General features: G+C 27.5%; 3 protein-coding genes. 2 read left to right on the top strand and 1 reads right to left on the bottom strand.

Annotated elements, in window-relative coordinates:
* Nucleotides 1–841: AI-2E family transporter (locus BN1173_RS00055; protein ID WP_040235686.1), on the top strand; the 841-nt coding region annotated here is incomplete at its 5' end.
* Nucleotides 841–1890 (top strand): tryptophan--tRNA ligase, encoded by a 1050-nt coding sequence (gene trpS, locus BN1173_RS00050; RefSeq protein WP_040235684.1) that lies wholly within the window; start codon nucleotides 841–843, stop codon nucleotides 1888–1890. The genes BN1173_RS00055 and trpS, both read left to right, overlap by 1 nt.
* Nucleotides 1891–1966: 76 nt before the next feature.
* Here the strand turns inward: trpS and BN1173_RS00045 are convergent, their stop codons facing one another.
* Nucleotides 1967–3712, bottom strand: coding sequence for a phosphoglucomutase (locus BN1173_RS00045; RefSeq protein WP_139418533.1), 1746 nt, complete (start codon nucleotides 3710–3712; stop codon nucleotides 1967–1969).

Here is a 3712-nt window from a genome sequence, read left to right as displayed (position 1 = left end):
AGTTTTTAGCTTTGTATATTACAGTGTTACTGTTTTAATTGATCAACTTCCTTATTATCAAAAACAATTGATTTTTATTATAGTAGATATTCTTGAGAAGTATAAATTAGATAGTGCTATTATTAGTAATATTGATTTTTCTAAATATATTTATCCTTTTTTAACTAGGATATCTAATGAAATTATTGGATTTGCAAGCAGTTTGGTGGTTTTATTTTTATTATTATATTTTTTGTTATCAGAAATACATATTTTTGACATAAAAGTTAAAAATGCGTTTAAACGATCTGTTTCAAGTATGTTTATTGAAGTTTTGAGTACAATCAATAATCAAATTAGTAAATATTTGGGAATTAAGGTGTTTGTTAGCTTTCTTACTGGATTGTTGGTATTTATAGGTTTAAAGTTGTTTGGGCAGGATTTTCCTCGTGTATGGGCTGTGCTTACATTTGTTTTTAATTTTATTCCAAGTATAGGTTCGATTTTGGCTGTTTTTTTTATTATGATAGCTGCTTTGGTGCAGTTTTATCCTGATTTAAATTTAGTGCTTTATATATTTATATATAATACATTTGTTCAGATGTTGATTGGAAATATTCTTGAGCCAAAGATGCAGGGACATAGACTTGATCTGTCTCCTTTTTTATTGCTTTGTTTTCTTTTCTTTTGGGGATGGCTTTGGGGTATAGTGGGACTTTTAATAGCTTATCCTTTTACAGTTGTTATAAAGGTAATAGTAGATAATATAGTATATTTGCGACCTTTTTCTGTATTTTTAAGTGGTTCTAAGATATTAACCCTTGATAATATTGATAATAATTTTAATAATAAGGAAAATTGATGCAAAAAAAAGTTATTCTTACAGGGGATAGGCCTACAGGTTCTCTTCATTTGGGGCATTATGTGGGATCTATTGTTAATAGATTAAAGTATCAGGAAGAGTATGAGACTTATATTATTATAGCGGATTTACATACTCTTACTACACAATCAGACCTAAAGAGCATTAATGAGATATCAATTAATGTTAGAGAAATAGTTTTGGATTATTTGTCTTGTGGAATTGATCCTGAGAGAGTTAATATTTATTTGCAATCAGCAATACCTGAGCTTTTAGAGTTAAATTTAATATTATCAATGATTGTTATGGTTAATCGTTTGCAAAGAATTCCTAGTATAAAAGATATGAGCATTAATGCTGGACTGAGTGAAATTCCTTATGGGCTATTAGGTTATCCTGTTTTAATGAGTGCAGATATTTTAATGGCAAAGGCTGATTTTGTTCCTGTTGGACGTGATAATGAATCTCATATTGAGCTTACAAGAGAACTTGCTAGAAAATTTAATTTTCTTTATGGTGAGAATTTTTTTCCAATTCCTGAAGCTATATTTACGGATTTTCATACTCTTGTGGGAATTGATGGTAAAACTAAGATGAGTAAAAGTCTTGGTAATGCAATATTTTTAAATGATGATGAAAAATTATTACGCAAAAAAGTTATGTCTATGTTTACAGATCCAAAAAGAATAAGAGCGGATATACCGGGAGAAGTTGATGGTAATCCTGTTTTTATTTATCATGATCTTTTTAATAGTGATATGGATGAGCTTTGTGAACTTAAGAGTAGATATAAAAAAGGTACAATTGGAGATATTGAAGTTAAAGAGAGACTTTTTAATGTGTTAAATCAATTCTTAATTCCAATTAGGGAGAGAAGAGAATTTTTTAAAGCTAAGAAAGGTTATGTTGATGAGATAATTTTTGAAGGTACAAATAAAACTCGAAAGGTTGCATTAGAAACTGTAAGAGATGCTAAGAATTTAATGGGTATATCAAAAACATGGAATGGAGTTAGAAGGAATATAGAAAAAATGGCGAAATATAAATAGAAAAGTAATTTTGGGTATTAATTGTTTTAATTGTGGCTATAAGGTAAATTGTTAATTTTTATTTTCAGTGTTGAGATTATGTTATTGAGTTTGCAGTTTTTATTAAGTGTTTGTGAAAATCCAAAATATCATATAATAAATTGTGATATTCAGATTTAACTTCGCTTAGTACTCTGAATATAGGTTCTGTTTTTGAGCCACGCATCCATAAGCTGCCAATTATTTCGTATTTGTCATTTTTTAGTAAAACTTTAAGGCCTCCTGATGCATCACGGGTTCTAGTAGTGGTTTGTGTTATTCCTTCGTAATTAAGGATTTCATAATTGTTAATTTGTAATTGGTTTATTATCGTATTATTTTTGTTAAATTCTGTTTTTAATAGTTTTTCATAGTTAGTTTTTAATGTTTCTTGATTTTGTACTCTTATTTTAAGTATAGCTTCTTTTGATGATACTTCTATATTACTGTAAAAGTTGATTGTTTTTAATATGTCATCGAGATTATAGTATTCATTATATGAATTTTGAGATAATGTGCACCATATTTTGTAAAGATTTTTGATTTTAAGTAATTTTATAATGCTAAAAACAGTTGCAAGTGGGTCTCTTACCTTTGAAGGATGTGTGATATTTCCTCCATTTGATCCTTCTCCAAAAATTTTTATTATTAGTCCTTTGTTTCGTAAAATATCAGCCATTTCTGTTAAATTTGCTTCTCCTACTTCAACTCTGTAAACTTTTGCATTAAATAGTGAGGCTATTTTTTCGATATTTAGAGAAGTTGCATCATTAACCACTACAGCCAAGTTTTTTTTAATTCCTATATGATAAAGGTAACTAAGTTCTGAGAGTACTGAGAGTGCAAATATTTTTTGTGATGAAATAATATTTGCTTGTCCATTTTTGTTTATTGTAATCAGATTTCCTCTATCTCCATCACAGTCAGGTACATATCCTAGTTGGAATGAATTGTCTTTTTGGAATTTTTGTTCTAATATTTTTTTGCACATGTTTAAAGATTTTCCTTCTGGAGTCATTCCATGCTTAAAAATGCCAATTTCAGTGTTATGAAATTCTAATTTTAGTCCTAGAGATTGAAGCATTTCTTTATCAATTGAATTGATACGAGATCCTCCGTTCATTTCACCTATTATTCCCATTTGTTCTTTTTTGATATTTGCTTTTAGTATATCAATGTTTTCTTGGTTATGTTCGTCTGAATATATGATTTGTTGCATTAGTGATTTATATGCGTTATAAGATTGTGCTTTCAATTTGTCTTTTGAAGCTATGATTGTTTCATATGTTTTTAAGTATTGAGTATTATTATTAAAATTTTGTAATTTTTTTATTAGATTTTTTATTAGATTTTTATTTTGTATATTATATTTGATTTGTTTTATTATTTTGTTTATTTCATTTGAATTTAACACGCCCCCATCATCTAGACCAGTTTTAATACCATTATATCCTTTAGGATTATGGCTAGCAGAAATGTATATGAATCCTTTTGAATTTTTACTAATTTTTGTGTAAGCCAAAATTTCTGGTATTGGAAGTATACCAAAAAAATTAATTTTGTCATTGTTTAAAATTAATGTTTTAATTATTATTTGTGATATTACGTTTCCCGTTGCTCTTGAATCCAATCCAACGTTAATGTATTGTTTTGGCTTGTCTTGAAAGTAATTAGATATTGTAAGTGATATTATTGCAACTAATATTTTATCATCTTCATTTATTTCATTATCCATTGAATTTTCTTTTTTTGATTGTGCAAATATTTTTCTAAATCCTGAAGGAGAGAGTATCATTTCGTTAAT

Origin of the sequence: Borrelia crocidurae, from assembly GCF_000825665.2 — a bacterium.
Classification (GTDB): domain Bacteria; phylum Spirochaetota; class Spirochaetia; order Borreliales; family Borreliaceae; genus Borrelia; species Borrelia duttonii.
This window is presented reverse-complemented; position numbering and strand designations above follow the sequence as displayed.